The sequence below is a fragment of the Bradyrhizobium sp. HKCCYLRH3073 genome, from assembly GCF_051167995.1.
In the GTDB taxonomy this organism is placed as follows: domain Bacteria; phylum Pseudomonadota; class Alphaproteobacteria; order Rhizobiales; family Xanthobacteraceae; genus Bradyrhizobium.
The window spans coordinates 421189-436228 of sequence record NZ_JBNPUD010000004.1; the positions used below are offsets into that span (position 1 = coordinate 421189).

15 protein-coding genes and 1 tRNA gene are annotated in these 15040 nt (G+C 65.5%); 12 read left to right on the top strand and 4 right to left on the bottom strand.

Features of this window, described 5'->3' with window-relative positions:
* Positions 1-281: 281 nt before the first annotated feature.
* The 5 genes from ACQR1X_RS12910 (at position 282) to ACQR1X_RS12930 (ending at position 4865) form a co-directional block, all read left to right on the top strand.
* Entirely contained in the window at positions 282-1253 is a 972-nt protein-coding gene (locus ACQR1X_RS12910) for a TRAP transporter substrate-binding protein (protein ID WP_316215389.1), read from the top strand.
* Positions 1254-1363: 110 nt separating this feature from the next.
* Complete coding sequence (locus ACQR1X_RS12915) at positions 1364-1909, top strand: TRAP transporter small permease (RefSeq protein ID WP_316215390.1); 546 nt, start codon at positions 1364-1366, stop codon at positions 1907-1909.
* On the top strand, positions 1900-3192 hold the full coding sequence (locus ACQR1X_RS12920; RefSeq protein ID WP_434874523.1) for a TRAP transporter large permease: 1293 nt from the start codon (positions 1900-1902) through the stop codon (positions 3190-3192). Before ACQR1X_RS12915 ends, ACQR1X_RS12920 begins: the two co-directional genes overlap by 10 nt.
* Before the next feature lie 247 nt (positions 3193-3439).
* Positions 3440-4324, top strand: a complete 885-nt coding sequence (locus ACQR1X_RS12925) for an NAD(P)-dependent oxidoreductase (protein ID WP_434898962.1) — start codon at positions 3440-3442, stop codon at positions 4322-4324.
* A 130-nt stretch (positions 4325-4454) separates the two neighbouring features.
* Entirely contained in the window at positions 4455-4865 is a 411-nt protein-coding gene (locus ACQR1X_RS12930; protein WP_434898963.1) for a hypothetical protein, read from the top strand.
* Between the two features lie 1459 nt (positions 4866-6324).
* On the opposite strand, the gene ACQR1X_RS12935 is transcribed toward ACQR1X_RS12930, so the two are convergent.
* Positions 6325-6411 (bottom strand) — tRNA-Leu (locus ACQR1X_RS12935).
* 224 nt (positions 6412-6635) lie between these two features.
* Between ACQR1X_RS12935 and ACQR1X_RS12940 the strand changes: the two genes are divergently transcribed.
* On the top strand, positions 6636-7604 hold the full coding sequence (locus ACQR1X_RS12940; RefSeq protein WP_434898964.1) for a complex I NDUFA9 subunit family protein: 969 nt from the start codon (positions 6636-6638) through the stop codon (positions 7602-7604).
* Between the two features lie 126 nt (positions 7605-7730).
* Here the strand turns inward: ACQR1X_RS12940 and ACQR1X_RS12945 are convergent, their stop codons facing one another.
* On the bottom strand, positions 7731-8537 hold the full coding sequence (locus tag ACQR1X_RS12945; RefSeq protein WP_434898965.1) for an undecaprenyl-diphosphate phosphatase: 807 nt from the start codon (positions 8535-8537) through the stop codon (positions 7731-7733).
* 357 nt (positions 8538-8894) lie between these two features.
* Here ACQR1X_RS12945 and ACQR1X_RS12950 point away from each other — a divergent pair, with 357 nt between their 5' ends.
* Complete coding sequence (locus ACQR1X_RS12950; RefSeq protein WP_316182999.1) at positions 8895-9587, top strand: glutathione S-transferase family protein; 693 nt, start codon at positions 8895-8897, stop codon at positions 9585-9587.
* Positions 9536-10720: a tRNA epoxyqueuosine(34) reductase QueG gene (gene queG, locus ACQR1X_RS12955; protein ID WP_434899033.1), complete on the top strand. Its 1185-nt coding sequence runs from the start codon at positions 9536-9538 to the stop codon at positions 10718-10720. Before ACQR1X_RS12950 ends, queG begins: the two co-directional genes overlap by 52 nt.
* Positions 10721-10731: 11 nt before the next feature.
* On the opposite strand, the gene ACQR1X_RS12960 is transcribed toward queG, so the two are convergent.
* Positions 10732-11517, bottom strand: coding sequence for an alpha/beta hydrolase (locus tag ACQR1X_RS12960; protein ID WP_434898966.1), 786 nt, complete (start codon positions 11515-11517; stop codon positions 10732-10734).
* A 327-nt stretch (positions 11518-11844) separates the two neighbouring features.
* Between ACQR1X_RS12960 and infC the strand changes: the two genes are divergently transcribed.
* Positions 11845-12384, top strand: coding sequence for a translation initiation factor IF-3 (infC, locus tag ACQR1X_RS12965; RefSeq protein ID WP_315805664.1), 540 nt, complete (start codon positions 11845-11847; stop codon positions 12382-12384).
* Between the two features lie 94 nt (positions 12385-12478).
* On the opposite strand, the gene ACQR1X_RS12970 is transcribed toward infC, so the two are convergent.
* Positions 12479-12859: a hypothetical protein gene (locus ACQR1X_RS12970; RefSeq protein WP_315805634.1), complete on the bottom strand. Its 381-nt coding sequence runs from the start codon at positions 12857-12859 to the stop codon at positions 12479-12481.
* Positions 12860-13120: 261 nt separating this feature from the next.
* Here ACQR1X_RS12970 and rpmI point away from each other — a divergent pair, with 261 nt between their 5' ends.
* The 3 genes from rpmI (at position 13121) to pheS (ending at position 14995) form a co-directional block, all read left to right on the top strand.
* Positions 13121-13321 carry a 50S ribosomal protein L35 gene (gene rpmI, locus ACQR1X_RS12975; protein ID WP_008539890.1) on the top strand — a complete coding sequence of 67 codons (201 nt, stop codon included), beginning with the start codon at positions 13121-13123 and terminating at the stop codon, positions 13319-13321.
* 77 nt (positions 13322-13398) lie between these two features.
* Positions 13399-13758 (top strand): 50S ribosomal protein L20, encoded by a 360-nt coding sequence (gene rplT, locus ACQR1X_RS12980; protein ID WP_172113603.1) that lies wholly within the window; start codon positions 13399-13401, stop codon positions 13756-13758.
* Between the two features lie 154 nt (positions 13759-13912).
* Complete coding sequence (pheS, locus tag ACQR1X_RS12985; RefSeq protein ID WP_434898967.1) at positions 13913-14995, top strand: phenylalanine--tRNA ligase subunit alpha; 1083 nt, start codon at positions 13913-13915, stop codon at positions 14993-14995.
* Positions 14996-15040 lie beyond the last annotated feature (45 nt).

The window sequence follows — 15040 nt, forward strand, 5'->3', positions numbered from 1 at the left end:
GACGGGGCAAGGTGATCGCATCGGAGGTGACGCCGGCAGGTGTCGCCGCGGCCGTCGAGGCGGCGCCCTGAGGCGATCGGCCCGGTGGTTGCATCGCGCCAGATCGCACCCAATCGATCGATGCAACTCTTGCATTGATCGATGCCGCCTTTGGCTTGGACAGAAAATGCCACTGGCCGTACGCGTGATATTGTCGCATGACTTCGCATCTGAAGTGCAGCGACCCAAGGCGGCCGCAGCATCTGCCGACAACGACATAATCACATGAGGAGGAAGCCAGGATGAAGGCACTTACAGGTATCATTGCGGCCGCTGTGCTGGCGGTCTCGTCGCCGTTCGCGATCGCGCGCGATTTCCGCTCCGCCGACGTGCACCCCGCCGACTATCCGACGGTCGAAGCCGTCAAGTTCATGGGCAAGCAGCTCGCGGCGGCGAGCGGCGGCAAGCTCGGCGTCAAGGTGTTTCCGAACGGCGCCCTCGGCTCCGAGAAGGACACGATCGAGCAGCTCAAGATCGGCGCGCTCGACATGATGCGGATCAACTCCTCGCCGCTGAACAATTTCGTGCCCGAGACCGTCGCGCTGTGCCTGCCCTTCGTGTTCCGCGACACGCAGCACATGCGCACCGTGCTCGATGGTCCGATCGGCGACGAGATCCTGGCCGCCATGGAGCCCGCCGGCCTGATCGGCCTCGCTTATTACGACAGCGGCGCGCGCTCGATCTACACGGTCAAGGCGCCGGTCAAGTCGCTCGCCGACCTCAAGGGCCTGAAGATCCGCGTCCAGCAGTCCGACCTCTGGGTCGGCATGATCCAGAGCCTCGGCGCGAACCCGACACCGATGCCCTATGGCGAAGTCTACACCGCGCTGAAGACCGGCCTCGTCGACGCCGCCGAGAACAACTGGCCGTCCTACGAATCCTCGCGCCATTTCGAGGCCGCCAAGTTCTACAACGTCACCGAGCACTCGCTGGCGCCCGAAGTCCTCGTGATGTCCAAGAAGGTCTGGGACACCCTGAGCAAGGAGGACCAGGCGATGATCCGCAAGGCGGCAAAGGACTCCGTGCCGGTCATGCGCAAGCTGTGGGACGAGCGCGAGCAGACCTCCCGCAAGGCCGTCGAGGCCGCCGGCGTCCAGGTCGTGACGATCGCCAACAAGCAGGAATTCGTCGACGCGATGAAGCCGGTCTACCAAAAGTTCGCCGGCGACGAGAAGCTCTCGAGCCTCGTCAAGCGCATCCAGGATACCAAGTAAGAGTAGCGACGTAACAATCGCGACTTCAAAGACATCTACCAAGAACAACAATCACACGGTCCGGCGCCGCCATCAGGCGGCGCCGGAGGAAAGCCAGGGGAGGGACGGGAATGACAGACCCACATGTCGGCGACCACGAGCATGGGGAGGGACGCCCGTCACGCGGCCCGCTGACGCGGATCAACGCCATCATCGCGCGGCTGGGCATGTATCTGTCCGTCGCCGGCCTGCTCGTCATCGTCACCATCGTGTTCTACCAGGTGTTCGGCCGCTACGTGCTCAACTCCAGCCCGACCTGGACCGAGAACCTGGCGCTGGTCCTGATCCTCTATGTCACCTTGATCGGCGGCGCCGTCGGCGTCCGCGACGCCGGACATATCGGCATGGATAGTCTCCTCGTGATGCTGCCGGACTCGACGCGCGAGAAGATCGAGATCGTGATTCACGTGCTGGTCGCCCTGTTCGGCATCGCCATGGCCTACAACGGCTGGATCCTCGGCGCCTCCGTCGGCACCGTGAAGATCGCCAATCTCGGCCTGCCCGAGCTCGTCCGCTACGTCCCGCTGGTCGTCTCCGGGCTCCTGATCGTCTCCTTCTCGATCGAGCACATCATTGCTCTCCTGCGCGGTGAAGAGGTCATCCCGTCATGGAACTGATCATTCTCGGCGTCACGTTCTTCGGCTTTCTCATCCTCGGCGTTCCCGTCGCCTTCGCCATCGGCCTCTCCGCGATCTGCACCATTCTGTATGAAGGCCTGCCGGTCGCCGTCATCTTCCAACAGATGATGTCGGGGATGAACATCTTCTCGTTCCTCGCCATCCCGTTCTTCGTCTTCAGCGGCGAGCTGATGCTGCATGGCGGCGTCGCCGACAAGATCGTGAAGCTCGCCAAGAATCTTGTCGGCCACATCCGCGGCGGACTCGGCATGTCCAATGTCGTCGCCTGCACCTTGTTCGGCGGCGTCTCCGGCTCTCCCGTCGCCGACGTCTCGGCGATGGGCGCGGTGATGATCCCGATGATGAAGAAGGAGGGGTTCGACACCGACTACGCCGTCAACGTCACCACCCACGCCTCGCTGGTCGGCGCGCTGATGCCGACCAGTCACAACATGATCATCTATGCGCTCGCCGCCGGCGGCAAGGTGTCGATCGGCGCCCTGATTGCCGCCGGTCTCCTGCCGGCGCTGGTGCTGATGGTCTGCATGCTGGTCGCCGCCTACGCGGTCGCCGTGAAGCGCGGCTATCCCGCCGGCAAGTTTCCAGGCTGGCCGGAAGTTTTCCGCTCGTTCGCGGCGGCGCTGCCCGGCCTTCTGATCGTCGGCATCATCCTGACGGGCATCCTGTCCGGCGTCTTCACCGCCACGGAGTCCGCGGCCGTCGCGGTGACCTACACGATCCTGCTGACGTTCTTCATCTACCGCACGATGACCCTGGCCAACTTCCTGCGCGCCGCCGCCAAGGCGGTGAAGACCACCGGCGTCGTGCTGCTGCTGATCGGCGTCTCCACCATGTTCCAGTACCTGATGGGACTCTACGAGGTCGCCGATTTCGCCGGCGACCTGATGAGCAAGGTCTCGACGCAGCCCTGGATGATCTTCCTCTTGATCAACGTCATCCTGTTCCTGCTCGGCACCTTCATGGACATGGCGGCCACCATCCTGATCTGCACGCCGATTTTTCTGCCGATCGCGATGAAGGCCGGCATGGATCCGGTGCAGTTCGGCATGCTGATGCTGATCAACTGCGCGCTCGGCCTCAACACCCCGCCGGTCGGCACCACGCAGTTCGTCGGCTGCGCCATCGGCGGCATCTCGGTCGGCGCCGTCATGCGCACCATCCTGCCGTTCTACGCCGCCCTGATCGCCGCCCTGATGTTCGTGACCTACGTGCCGGCCTTCTCGCTGTGGCTGCCGCGATTGTTGATGGGGTACAAGGGATAGTCGTCACGCGGTGCCGGCCTCCACCGGCACCGCACTCTGATTGTCGTCCCAGACTTCCCCGCCAACCGCTCACGTCACGCAGGAGCGCGCGACGATTCCGATCTTGCGGTTGTCGCCGGCGAGGTCAAACTGCAGCCCATCACCAGCTCGGCCTCGACCTTGCCGAGCCCGTCATAGGCGAGCTCGATTCGCTTGGCCTCCTGTAGCGTCGGCCATCGTCGCGCCGACGGATGAAAAGGAACGTGCAATGGCGGCGATCGGATTCATCGGTCTGGGTGTCATGGGCGAGCCGATGTGCCGCAATCTGGCGCGGAAGTCGGGCGCCACGGTGTTCGGCTTCGATCGTGTGGATGCGCCGCTGGAGCGGCTCGCCGAGGTCGGCGTCATCAGGGCCGGGTCGCTGGCGGAGCTGGCGCGCGAGACTGAATTGATCTTCATGGCGCTGCCGAGCGGCAAGCATGTCCAGGCCGTGTGCGACGGCGATGACGGCCTGCTCCGCCATGTCGAGGCGCGCCACACCATCGTCGACCTCGGCACCTCGCCGGTGCGGGCCAGCCGGGAGCTCGCCGCCCGTTTCGCCGCCAAGGGCGCGGCCTTCGCCGATGCGCCGATCGCCCGCACCCGGCAGGCGGCCGAGGACGGCACGCTGAGCGTGATGGTCGGGGCCGACGCGGCGACGTTCGAACGGCTGCGGCCGCTGATCGCGCTGTTCGCGACCGACATCACCCATTGCGGGGGCGTCGGCGCCGGCCAGGTCGTGAAGATCCTCAACAACATGGTGCTGATGCAGACCGTGGTCGCGCTCGGCGAGGCGCTGGAGACCGCCAAGCGCGCAGGCCTCGATCCCACGCTGCTGTTCGAGACCCTCGCCAAAGGCTCTGCCGACAGCTTCGCGCTGCGCAACCACGGCATGAAGGCGATGCTGTCCGACACATACCCGGAGCGGGCGTTCTCGACCGAATATGCGCGCAAGGACATCGGCTACGCCCTCGATCTCGCCAGGTCCGTGCAGATCGATCTGCCGGGCGCGGAGCTCGCGGACCGACGTCTCGGAGAGGCGATTGAGGCGGGGTATGGCGATCTGTATTGGCCCGTGCTGGCGCGCGTGATCGCGGCGTCACGCACGGAGTGACCTGGACGTCGGACTTTGTTGGCCAGCCCTGGACCGGCGGATTGCGCTTTGATAGCCAGCCGACAACGGCATTCTCTGCGTGGCCGATGAGCTTTTCTTGTAACAGAGACATCGGTGGCTAGAATTGCGCATGTTTACGAATGTGAAGACCTTGCTCGGGGCTGAGATGATCCGCGATGGCGGTTCTCTTGCCGTGTCGTTCTGCGACGAACGTGACGCGGAATGGATCTTTTTCCTGCCGCTTCGCTCGATCAATCACGGAGATCGAATGGAGAGACTCGGCTTCGATGAACCCTTACTGATCGACGCATCCCCTGATAACCGTCCGGCAGTTAGCCCAGGCATTCAATATAGCAAGCTGTCTGGGCCCAACCAGACTCTGACCTGGGTGGAGGCTCAAGCCTTGACCATGCAGTTCGCCGCGCGTTCGGCTGAGCTAGGTCAGCGGGCAGCCGAATGCCTGAAGATGCTCTGCTTTGCCGTCGATCGGCAAGGCGAGTTGCCGCCAGGCATGGATCGTTTTCTTGGAATTGGAAGCTAGCAGCGGCGATACGGCTAGGGACTCATAACGTGCCGTCTGCTTCTTCCGGAAATCACGCCTCGCGGCACCCTCCGCTGTCGTCCCGGACAAGCCTGCCGACGCAACGCGTCGGCGGGCGCTGATCCGGGATCCATAACCACAGGATGCCGTGAGGCGCTCGGGATGGGCCGCATGCCCCTTTCAGACATCACGCGGTATGGGTCCCCGCGTTCGCGGGGACGACACCAATTGTGGGGCGGCGGCTTCGCGCCACACCACCGGGCTGCGGCAGTTGCCTCTTCAATTCGCGGCACCGCTATCATCTCCGTGACGGGGCCCCTGATGCGGTCATCATCGGCCATCGAACTCGGTCCGCAAGTCATCGGGAGTCCGGACCGAGCTCTGGATTGCGTCACGTCGCTCGCGACGACGGTGGCGCTATCAGCATGACTACCATGCGCAAATTGCCCGTCGTGTTAGTTCGTCGCAATATTCCCCCTTGCACCGTCGGGCAAATCACCTGCACATTTCCGCGCGTCCCTGCTGCCGCATGAGGGGCGTGTCGCGACCGTCACGAGACGTTGGCAGTGGGATGCGATGGGCGTGTGTCGACGCAGCGTGGTTAGTTTGCGCGGACGAACGGCGATGCACGAACGGTCAAGTCGCGCGGTCCTGATATCCCGACGCTGATATCAACCTGGCGCAATGCTAGCGCATTGCGTGGGGGATGGTGGCCAACAAGCCCGGCGCACCAGGGAGAACGCGAAGCAGCCGTTAAAACCGTTGCGCAGGGAGGGCCGGATGCTCCGGCGCGTACCTGTGGTTCCTGCCGCCAGCATTTTTTCTCGCTGGCGGGCCATGGGTGCGACCGGCACCCGGCCTTCCCTGCGCCCTCAGTGTTTGCGGGCGAGACATCGGCAAAGCTCGGACGCGGGATGCGTCGCGAGACTGAGGAGGCTCGTCCAGAAGGATCTCCGATGAACGCGGTTCGAAACGGTGAAGAAGATCGAGGCGAAAGATGCCTCTCCCGGCAGGAGATGCTCGCGCTTCGGTTTTGCGCGACGGGATCAAGCTCTCACCGCGGCCTCGGTCTACTCCCCTCCCCCTTGCGGGGAGGGGTCGGGGGTGGGGGTCTCCGGGCGCTGACGCCCATGGCGAGCGACGTCACTTTCAAAGAACAGAAGCTTCAAAGAACAGAAGCGAGGCACGCATCATGTGCAGCGGAGCGTGTGGACCCCCACCCCCGACCCCTCCCCGCAAGGGGGAGGGGAGCGCACCGTCGGGGCGGCGAGATCGAGACTGCGATGGGGTGTCGTCATGGCTCGAACGGAGCTCACGGCGAAAGCCGCCGATGCGCGACGAAGCGTCCGCGACGCACGGAATGTGTGGTCCGGCGACTTCGGCAGCTACAGCGATGTCAGGGAAAATCAAAACCGAGCGTCAGCTCGGCGGCGCCACGCGGAGCTCGATGAGCGTAGCGTGGTGCCCAGGAAAGGACTCGAACCTTCACGGCCGTTAAGCCACTGGCACCTGAAGCCAGCGCGTCTACCAATTCCGCCACCTGGGCATGTGGAGGCGGTGTGTACGGATCGAACGCCGGCTTGTCAAACCGCTGAACGCCCAAGATGACAATTTTTCTCACGCCATGCGCAAAAACACGGCCACTTTTCCGCGGTGCGGACGATGGGCTATACAGCGGGCCAGGATGGCGGCCCGCGGGATGCGAATCGCCGCTCAGAGCCCTCTCGTCGGGGCGGCCCGACCGCCCGATGCAATCCCAGGAAGCATTCCATGGCATCGAATCTGGACACATTGGTTACCGTCTTCGGCGGCTCCGGCTTCGTCGGGCGCAACGTGGTCCGGGCGCTGGCCAAGCGCGACTACCGCATCCGCGTCGCGGTGCGCCGGCCGGAGCTCGCCGGCCACCTGCAGCCGCTCGGCCGGGTCGGCCAGATCCACGCCGTACAGGCCAATCTGCGCTATCCCGACTCGGTCGCATCAGCGATGCGCGACAGCCATGTCGCGATCAACCTCGTCGGCATCCTGACCGAGAGCGGCGCGCAGACCTTCGACGCCGTGCAGGCCGAGGGCGCCACCACGGTCGCCAAGGCGGCCGCCGCTGCCGGCGCCCGCATGGTGCATGTCTCGGCCATCGGCGCCGATCCGGAGTCGGCATCGAGCTATGCCCGCGCCAAGGCGGCCGGCGAGGCCGCCGTGCTCGCGGCGGTGCCCGAGGCCGTGATCATGCGCCCCTCGGTCGTGTTCGGCCCCGAGGACCAGTTCACCAACCGCTTTGCCGGACTCGCGCGGATCTCGCCGTTCCTGCCGCTGATCGGCGGTGGCGAGACCAAGATGCAGCCGGTCTATGTCGGCGACGTCGCATCAGCGGTGGCCGACGCGGTCGACGGCAAGGCGCTGCCGGGCGCCACCTACGAGCTCGGCGGGCCGGAGGTGCTGAGCTTCCGGGAGATCCTGAAAATCATCCTCGAGATCACCGACCGCGACCGCGCGCTGCTGCCGGTGCCGTTCGGACTGGCGAAGCTGAAGGCAACCTTCCTGCAGTTCGCGCCGGGGCCGTTGAAGCTGACGCCCGACCAGGTCGAGCTGCTGCGCCACGACAACGTCGTGTCGGAGGCGGCGAAGGCGGCCGGCCTGACCTTTCAGGGCCTGGGCATCACGCCGGATTCACTCGAGGCGGTCGCCCCGCAATATCTCTGGCGCTTCCGTCCCGCCGGGCAGTTCCAGCGCAAGAACGCGTAAGAAGGGCCCCCCTGCTAAACGCCGTCATTGCGAGGAGCGAAGCGACGAAGCAATCCAGAGTCCCGCCCACCACACTGGATTGCTTCGCTTGCGCTCGCAATGACGAGCGGAGAGAGACGGGCCGACTTACTTCCCCAGCGCCAGCGCGATCAGGCCGAGGGTGCCGACGATGACGCGCCACCAGGCGAACAGCACGAAGCCATGGCGGGTGACGTAGCCGAGGAACGCCTTCACCACGATCATCGCGGTGATGAAGGACACGACGAAGCCGATCGCGATCAGGCCGAGGTGATCGGACGTCATCTCGGCGCGGCTCTTGTAGAAGTCGTAGACGAAGGCGCCGACCATGGTCGGGATCGCCAGGAAGAAGGAGAATTCCGCCGCCGAGCGCTTGTCGCCGCCGAGCAGCATCGCCGCCACGATGGTGGCGCCGGAGCGCGACACGCCGGGGATCATGGCGAGGCACTGCGCGACGCCGATCCACAGATACATCATCAGCGGATAGCGCGTGGCGTCGTGCTCGCGCGGCTTGAGATCGATCTGATCGACCCACAGCAGGATGGCACCGCCGACGATCAGCGAGAAGCACACGACCCACGGATCGAACAGGAGCGCCTTGATGTACTTGCCGGCGATGAGGCCGACGACGACCGCGGGCAGGAAGGCGACCAGCACGCCGATGATGAAGCGGCGATCGTCAGGGTTCGACAGCGCGCCGATGGCGACGCGGTACAGCTTGAAGAAGTACAGCGCGACGATGGCGAGGATGGCGCCGAGCTGGATCAGGATCGCAAAGCTCTTCCAGAACCCCTCGTCGCCGAGCCCGAAAAAGCGCTCCGCCAGCAGCAGATGGCCGGTCGAGGATACGGGAAGAAACTCGGTGACGCCCTCGACGATGCCGAGAAGCACCGCCCGCAGCGTATCTGACATCATGGATCGGATCCTGGATTGCCGGCAAAACGCCGCCCTTCTCGCCTATTCGGCCCCCGCCCGCAATTGCAAAAAGCGGCATGGGCGGTCCTATCGGATGAATGAACCGGCGCGTGAGCGCAGCTTCCGAATCAGAACGCGACGGGTCCGGAGGGCCGATCCAGCTCACCGACGCGTGTTCCCCGAACGTCGTTTCCCGCATGCTGACCCGTCGCCCTACTGCTTACACTTTCGCCGACCATGCGCTAATGGTCCGATTCGCGAGCGCAACCGCGCGCCGGTATCGGGACGAGGCATCGGTGCGAACCGATGGTTGATTGTTCGTTAAGCGCCGCAGCCGCGGAATCGTCGAAAGGCTCCATGTACACGCTCTTCCACCATCCCTTCTGCCCGCATTCACGCTTCGTCCGGCTGGTGCTCGGCGAATACGGGCTCGATCTGCGCCTGGTGGAGGAACGCGCCTGGGAGCGCCGCGAGGCGTTTCTCGTGCTCAATCCCGCGGCCACCACGCCGGTGCTGTCGGTCGAAGGCCTGCCGCCGGTGCCAGGTGTCGGCGTGATCGCCGAATTCATCGATGAGACCTGCGGGCTTGAGATGGGCGATCGCCGGCTGATGCCGGGCACGGCGGCCGAGCGCATCGAGGTGCGCCGGCTGATGGACTGGTTCAACACCAAGTTCTTCGAGGAGGCCTCGAACCTCTTGGTCACCGAGCGCATCTACAAGCGCTTCATGAGCGAGGAGGATGGCGGCGGGCCGCCGTCGACCGACGTGATTCGCGCCGCCAAGACCAATGTGCGCTATCATCTCGCCTATATCGGCTGGCTCGCGCAGCGGCGCAATTTCCTGGCCGGCGACCGCCTGACCTATGCTGATCTGGCCGCCGCCGCGCATCTGTCGGCGATCGACTATCTGGGCGACGTGCCATGGATCGAGGACGACGCCGCGAAGGCGTGGTACGCGCGGGTCAAGTCGCGGCCGTCGTTCCGGCCGCTGCTGAGCGACTGGCTGGCCGGCGTGCCGGCGTCGCGCACCTATGTGGATCTGGACTTCTGAGCGACGATAGGCCCACGCCGGAGACGTTGAAGGCGGCGCTGGCCGCCGAGGCGCACCGGCTGGGCTTCGATGTCATCGGTCTCACCGCCCCGGTCGTGAGCGCCGAGCGGGCCGCCGCGTTCGAACGCTTCCTCGCCGCCGGCCAGCACGGCGACATGGACTGGCTGGCGCGCGAGCCGTCCCGCCGCACCGATCCCACAACGCTGTGGAGCGAGGTCCGCAGCATCATCATGCTGGGCGTCAATTACGGCCCCGACGAGGACCCGCGCGCGGTGCTGTCCCAGCGCAGCAATGCTGCGATCTCGGTCTATGCCCGCGGCGACGACTATCACGACATCATCAAGAAGAACCTCAAGACGCTCGCGCGCTGGCTGGTCGCGCGGGCCGGCTGTGACGTGAAGGTGTTCGTCGACACCGCGGCCGTCATGGAGAAGCCGCTGGCCGAAGCGGCCGGGCTGGGCTGGCAGGGCAAGCACACCAACCTGGTGTCATCAGGCTTCGGCTCCTGGCTGTTCCTCGGCGCCATCTACACCACGCTGGACCTGCCGCCGGATGCGCCGGAGCTCGATCATTGCGGCTCCTGCCGGGCCTGCCTCGACAGTTGCCCGACCGCGGCCTTCCCGGCCCCCTACAGCCTCGATGCACGGCGCTGCATCTCCTATCTGACGATCGAGAACAAGGGGCCGATCCCGCGCGAGTTCCGCAAGGCCATGGGCAATCGCATCTACGGCTGCGATGACTGCCTCGCCGCCTGTCCCTGGAACAAGTTCGCGCAGGCGGGGCGTGAGGCGAAGCTGGCGGCGCGCGACGCGTTGCGCGCGCCTTCACTGGCGGAGCTGGCCGCGCTCGACGATGCCGCGTTCCGCGCGCTGTTCGCGAAATCGCCGATCAAGCGCATCGGCCGCGACCGCTTCCTGCGCAACGTGCTGATCGCGATCGGCAACTCCGGCGATGTGGCGCTGACGCCGTCCGCCGAGCGGCTGGCCACCGATCCGAGTCCGCTGGTGCGCGGTGCCGCCGCCTGGGCGCTCGCTTGGCTGCTCGACGACGCCGCTTACGCGCGACGGGCAAAGGCGGCGCTGACGTCAGAGGCCGACGCGAGCGTCCGCGCGGAATGGCAGGCCGGATGCTGAAGCAGGCCGCCTCAGCCCATCTCGCCGACGGCGGCCAGCATGCGCGCGATGTCCTGCGGACGCGACAGCCGGTGGTCGCCGTCCTGGATCACGGTCAGCACCACGTCTTCGGCGGGCAGGCGGTGGGTGAGCGCGAACGCATGCTGCCAGGGGACGTCCGGGTCCTGCGCGCCTTGCAGGATGCGCACCGGGCAGCCGATCTTGATGGCACCGCCGAGCAGGAGATGATGACGCCCGTCCTCGATCAGCGCCCTGGTGATGGGATAGGGCTCGCCGTACTCCGACGGACGCATCCAGACGCCGTTGGTCTCGATCTCGGTCCGGACCGCCGGCGAGAAGCCCTTCCACATCAGCTCCTCGGTGAAATCGGGCGCCGGGGCGATCAGGACCAGGCCCGCCAGCGTCGCTTCGGCCGGTTCCTCGAGCAGCGCGCGCGCCAGCAGCAGCGCCATCCAGCCGCCCATCGAGGAGCCGACCACGACCTGCGGTCCGCGGCAGAATTGCCGGAACACGGCAACGCTCTCCTCGAGCCAGCGGCTGATCGTGCCGTCGACGAAGCGTCCGCCGGATTCGCCGTGCCCGGAATAGTCGAAGCGGACGCAGGCGCGCCCGCGCCCGGCGGCCCAGGCGTCGAGGGCCAGTGCCTTGGTGCCTTTCATGTCGGAATTGAAGCCACCGAGCCAGAACAGCCCGGGCGGATGGCCTGGCCGCGCCCGCACCGCGATCCGGCGCGACGATTCGCCCGCGCCGACGGTGATGAAGACAGGCGGATCGGCATTCTCTGCAGCAGGGTTCATGGATCGTTACTCGCTGTCGGGTGTTGTGTGGGCGAACCGGCCGTTTCCGTCAATCGGCCAAGCTTGACGCTGCCGCTTGCGAAAGCGCGCGGCGCACTCTATGTCCCCCGGCGGAACCACGAGGGCCCGAAAAAGCGCGAGTTTGAGCGCAATTCTCGGCCGTGTGGCTTCCTTGGGGGAATGCATCGACGCACGAGTCTCGCGCATGCGTCGCAGGAGCCGCGACGGCCGGGCGGAATTTCGACGCACCGGACAGTTGCGACCTTGCCCGCGAAAGCATCTTCCTTCAAACTAGCCGCCTTCTTCCACAACCTTGGAGAACTACCCATTCGCCGCCCCAATCGAGCCCCGCCCGCTGCCGTCAAAGACGGGCCGCGCACCAATGATGAGATTCGCAATGCGCAGATCCAGCTGATCGATGCCGAAGGCACCAACCGTGGTGTCGTCGAGACCGTTGTCGCGATCAAGATGGCCGCTGACGCCGGCATGGATCTGGTCGAGATTTCGCCGAACAACACGCCTCCCGTCTGTAAGATCATGGACTACGGGAAGTACAAATATTCGGCGCAGAAGAAGGCCGCCGAGGCCCGCAAGAAGCAGAAGGTCGTTGAGATCAAGGAGATCAAGCTCCGCCCGATGATCGACGACCACGACTACGACGTGAAGATGCGCGCGATGCAGCGGTTCTTCGAAGAGGGCGACAAGGTCAAGATCACGCTGCGCTATCGCGGCCGCGAAATGGCGCACCAGGAGATCGGCACCAAGCTGCTCGACAAGGTGAAATCCGACGTCGCAGCGTTCGCCAAGGTCGAGCAGGACGCCAGGTTCGAGGGCCGTCAGGTGGTCATGGTTCTGGCGCCGCGCTAGGTCCAGCACACCGACACCCGAAGCCGGGCCCGCCACGCGTTTGGCGGGCTTTTCTCTTGAGGGCGCCCGCCAGGACCGCTCTTGCGGGCCGGGGTCAGGACCGCGTCGCCTGCCACCGCCCCCGGCAGGTTCCGGACGAGCCTTTGCCGCTCCAGCGACCGAAACCTGAGGTGGCGCCGAGCCGGCCGGTGCCACTGGCCGAGGCGCCACCCTGGGATACCCGCACGGTGACGGCGCCGCCGCGGCCAACCGAGCCGGTGATGTTGGCGGTGCTGTTCGAGAGGACCCGGCCCCTGCTGATCCGGATCGGGAAGCTGTAGCCCTGGTCGCAACTGCCGGCCTCGGTAATGATCAGCACGGTCCAGGCGCCATCGAAGCCGGCAGCGTGCGCAGGCCTCGCCGGCAGGCCTGCGAGGCCCGTCAGCAGCGCGGTCGTAAGGGCGGCGGAGATGGCGCGGCGAATGAGGCGGGTCATGGTCGATCCTCGACTGTCATGGTCGGCTGATCATGGGTCGGAATAGCCGATTCCGTGGTTCGACGTTGCCAACTGGCTTTGTCTCTGGCATAAGCGCGGCCTTCGTCGCCCGGCTGATCAAGGGCTGCCGTGGCGATGTTTCTGTGCGGGTGGATCCTCGTTTGGACCCGAAACCTGAGCACAACCAACGCTCTAACGAGCATTTTCGCCGGATGGCGCCGCTTTTGCGGGCGGCTTGCCGTTGGCATCAAGGAGAGCCAAATGCCCAAGCTGAAGACCAAATCCGGCGCCAAAAAGCGCTTCAAGGTGACTGCCACCGGCAAAGTGATGCACGCCCAGCGCGGCAAGCGCCACGGCATGATCAAGCGGACGAAGAAGCAGATCCGGCAGCTGCGCGGCACCCGCGTGCTGTTCAAGACCGACGGCGACAACGTCAAGAAGTACTTCTTGCCGAACGCCTGACCGGCCTCTCGCTTCCGAACCCCTGGCCGCCTCAAAGCCGCGGCTGATCGTCATCTCTGAATCCAAGGATTTCCGGCATGTCTCGCGTCAAACGCGGTGTGACCGCCCACGCCAAGCACAAGAAAGTCTTCAAGGCCGCCAAGGGCTATTACGGCCGCCGCAAGAACACGATCCGCACCGCCAAGCAGGCCGTCGAGAAGGCCGGCCAGTATGCGTTCCGCGATCGCAAGCGCAAGAAGCGCACCTTCCGCGCGCTCTGGATCCAGCGCCTGAACGCCGCCGTGCGCCCGTTCGAGCTCACCTACAGCCGATTTATCGACGGCCTGTCCAAGTCCGGCATCACCGTCGACCGCAAGGTGCTGTCGGATCTCGCGATCAACGAGCCCGCCGCGTTCGAGGCGATCGTTGTGAAGGCCAAGGCGGCGCTCGCCGCCTGATCGCCCAGCGCATCGTGAGGGTTTCAAAAGCGGCCGATGCTCTCGGCCGCTTTTTGCTATCCGGCGACATGCCGATTGCTTGCCTGCTTTCGCTTGACCCGTGTCGCCCGCACGGCGACAACCAGCCGCCTTTTATTCCGCGGAGATTTTGACCGTGTCCGACCTCGCTACGCTCGAAACCTCGATCCTCGACCGGATCGCCGCCGCCGGCGATGAAGCCGCACTGGAAGCCGTCCGCGTCTCGGCGCTCGGCAAGAAGGGCTCGATCTCGGCGCTGCTGGCGACGCTCGGCAAGATGTCGCCGGACGAGCGCAAGACGCAAGGCGCGGCGATCAACCTCGCCAAGGACAAGGTCACGCAGGCGCTGACCGCGCGCCGCGAGGTGCTCAAGGCCGCGGCGCTCGACGCGAGGCTCGCGGCCGAGACCATCGACGTCACGCTGCCGCTGCAGGATTCGCCGGCCGAGACCGGCCGCATCCATCCGCTCAGCCAGGTGATGGACGAGCTGACCACGATCTTCGCCGACATGGGCTTCTCGATCGCGGAAGGCCCCGATGTCGAGACCGACGACTACAACTTCACCAAGCTGAACTTCCCGGAAGGCCACCCCGCACGCGAGATGCACGACACGTTCTTCTTCAATCCGAAGCCGGACGGCTCGCGCATGCTGTTGCGCACCCACACCTCGCCGGTGCAGGTGCGCACCATGCTGAGCCAGAAGCCGCCGATCCGCGTGATCTGTCCGGGCCGCACCTACCGCATCGATTCGGACGCGACGCACACGCCGCAATTCCACCAGGTCGAGGGCCTCGTCATCGACAAGGGCTCGCATCTCGGCCACCTCAAATGGATCCTGCACGAATTCTGCAAGGCGTTCTTCGAGGTCGACCACATCAACATGAAGTTCCGGCCGTCGTTCTTCCCGTTCACCGAGCCGTCGCTCGAGGTCGACATCCAGTGCCGCCGCGACAAGGGCGAGATCCGCTTCGGCGAGGGCGAGGACTGGCTGGAGATTCTCGGCTGCGGCATGGTGCATCCGAACGTGCTGCGCGCCTGCGGCATTGATCCCGACGAGTACCAGGGTTTCGCCTGGGGCATGGGCATCGACCGCATCGCGATGCTGAAATACGGCATGAGCGATTTGCGCCAGCTGTTCGAAGGCGACGTCCGCTGGCTGTCGCATTACGGCTTCAAGCCGCTGGAGGTGCCGACGCTGGCCGGGGGATTGAGCACGTGACGATTGTCGGCCCCAATGTTTCCCAGCAAACGCTAGGACTCCCTC

Coding starts and splice junctions, on each gene's coding strand:
- ACQR1X_RS12910 (WP_316215389.1), top strand. CDS start 282: ATGAAGGCACTTACAGGTATCATTGCGGCCGCTGTGCTGGCGGTCTCG.
- ACQR1X_RS12915 (WP_316215390.1), top strand. CDS start 1,364: ATGACAGACCCACATGTCGGCGACCACGAGCATGGGGAGGGACGCCCG.
- ACQR1X_RS12920 (WP_434874523.1), top strand. CDS start 1,900: ATGGAACTGATCATTCTCGGCGTCACGTTCTTCGGCTTTCTCATCCTC.
- ACQR1X_RS12925 (WP_434898962.1), top strand. CDS start 3,440: ATGGCGGCGATCGGATTCATCGGTCTGGGTGTCATGGGCGAGCCGATG.
- ACQR1X_RS12930 (WP_434898963.1), top strand. CDS start 4,455: ATGTTTACGAATGTGAAGACCTTGCTCGGGGCTGAGATGATCCGCGAT.
- ACQR1X_RS12940 (WP_434898964.1), top strand. CDS start 6,636: ATGGCATCGAATCTGGACACATTGGTTACCGTCTTCGGCGGCTCCGGC.
- ACQR1X_RS12945 (WP_434898965.1), bottom strand. CDS start 8,537: ATGATGTCAGATACGCTGCGGGCGGTGCTTCTCGGCATCGTCGAGGGC.
- ACQR1X_RS12950 (WP_316182999.1), top strand. CDS start 8,895: ATGTACACGCTCTTCCACCATCCCTTCTGCCCGCATTCACGCTTCGTC.
- ACQR1X_RS12960 (WP_434898966.1), bottom strand. CDS start 11,517: ATGAACCCTGCTGCAGAGAATGCCGATCCGCCTGTCTTCATCACCGTC.
- ACQR1X_RS12970 (WP_315805634.1), bottom strand. CDS start 12,859: ATGACCCGCCTCATTCGCCGCGCCATCTCCGCCGCCCTTACGACCGCG.
- rpmI (WP_008539890.1), top strand. CDS start 13,121: ATGCCCAAGCTGAAGACCAAATCCGGCGCCAAAAAGCGCTTCAAGGTG.
- rplT (WP_172113603.1), top strand. CDS start 13,399: ATGTCTCGCGTCAAACGCGGTGTGACCGCCCACGCCAAGCACAAGAAA.